This window comes from Neisseria sp. P0020.S003, assembly GCF_051957095.1.
GTDB lineage: Bacteria > Pseudomonadota > Gammaproteobacteria > Burkholderiales > Neisseriaceae > Neisseria > Neisseria subflava.
The window spans coordinates 1-796 of record NZ_JBQCWU010000043.1 but is presented as its reverse complement, the minus strand read 5'-3'; the positions used below and the strand labels follow the sequence as shown (position 1 = coordinate 796).

1 protein-coding gene is annotated in these 796 nt (G+C 52.0%); it reads right to left on the bottom strand.

The window, feature by feature from the left end; genetic code table 11:
• A partial coding sequence (locus ACTHTQ_RS11230; RefSeq protein WP_440363964.1) for an IS3 family transposase occupies positions 1-764 on the bottom strand: 764 nt, incomplete at its 3' end.
• Between the last annotated feature and the right edge of the window lie 32 nt (positions 765-796).

The following is a 796-nucleotide window of genomic DNA, read 5'->3' as shown; positions in this document are numbered from 1 at the left end:
CCTGCGTTATAGAAACACTCCGTCTTCAACACCGCAAAGAAACTCTCCATCGGCGCATTGTCCCAACAATTCGCCTTTCGCGACATGCTTTGAATCATGGAATGCTCCGCAAGCAATTCCCTATACCCCGCCGTACGGTACAGCACACCTTGGTCCGAATGAAGCATCGTTCCTTTATCAGTCAGACGGGGTGCGGCTTTTTCGAGCATTTCCTTCACCATTTCGCTGTTAGCATTGCGGCTCATGGCGTAGGCGATGATCTCGCGGTTGAACAGGTCCAATATCGGCGAGAGGTACAGTTTGCCGTCCTTCCCTTTGAGTTCGGTCACGTCGGTCAGCCATTTTTCATTGGGCTTTTGGGCTTTGAACCGGCGTTTGAGGAGGTGTTCCGATATCTCGCCCATGTCGGGATGGCGGTAGGCTTTTTTCGCCCGTATTTTGGCTTTCAGCCCCAACTGCTTCATCAACCTCGCTGCTTTTTTGCGGTTCCAATCCAATGATGCGGCAATGCGCCTTTGTCCGTAGCGTCCTTTATGCCGCCGGTAGGTTTCGACAAGGAGGGTTTTGTCGGCTTCATCGGGGTCGGGTCGGTCTTGGTGATGGTAGTAAAAGCTGCTTTTGGGCAGGTTTGCGATGTGCAGCAGGTATTTGAGCGGGTGTTGCGCCCTCAGTGCTTGGACGGTTTGGCTTTGTTCTTTTCGGTCCGCTTTTTGCTGAGGGCTTTTAACTCCTTTAGGTAGGCAACCTTTGCGCGCATATAGCACAACTCTTCGATAAGCTCTGCCTGTGTTTTTTC